We start from the raw sequence: 552 nt of genomic DNA on the forward strand, positions 1-552 counted from the left end.
ATACAATTTGTTTGTAATAGTCGCTTGAAACCTGCACGCCAACCGACGGTATTGCCGATGAATAAATAAAAAGAACGCCTAACGCCATTAGAAGAATTACGGGCAGAAATAAAAAATAATAAAGTTAAAGAATATTTCGTAATCTCATTTTTTAACCCTGCGTTCCCGTCAGCATATACTGGAATCCCAGCGCCCGTATTGCCGTCTCATAATCCTGATTTGCAAAATACCCCTGAAAAATAATCGCGCTTACGGCGGATGCCATCCAAACTTGATAAATGGACGCTTCAATAATTACGGTCACTACTATTTGCTCATCAGGATTAACGCTGTTATATGGCGCGAAAGCCGTAAACCATGAATGCCATCTGTCCACAAGCCCCATTTCAGCCGTTCCCGATTTTCCGGCAAGCTGCACGGTTCTCATATTTAAAGGATATTGCGCCGTCCCCTGGCTGACGACATACCTCATATTCTGCCTTACAGTTTCGTAAACGGCGGGGCTTATATTTTTGCTTTCATGAAGAACTTCCGGTAAAATCAATTTTTCTA

At 42.0% G+C, this 552-nt stretch carries 1 protein-coding gene; it reads right to left on the reverse strand.

The features are described from left to right. Positions 1 to 151 precede the first annotated feature (151 nt). Positions 152 to 552: penicillin-binding transpeptidase domain-containing protein (locus tag ACYVRA_RS08405; RefSeq protein ID WP_461252275.1), on the reverse strand; the 401-nt coding region annotated here is incomplete at its 5' end.

This window comes from Treponema sp. R8-4-B8 (assembly GCF_054786175.1).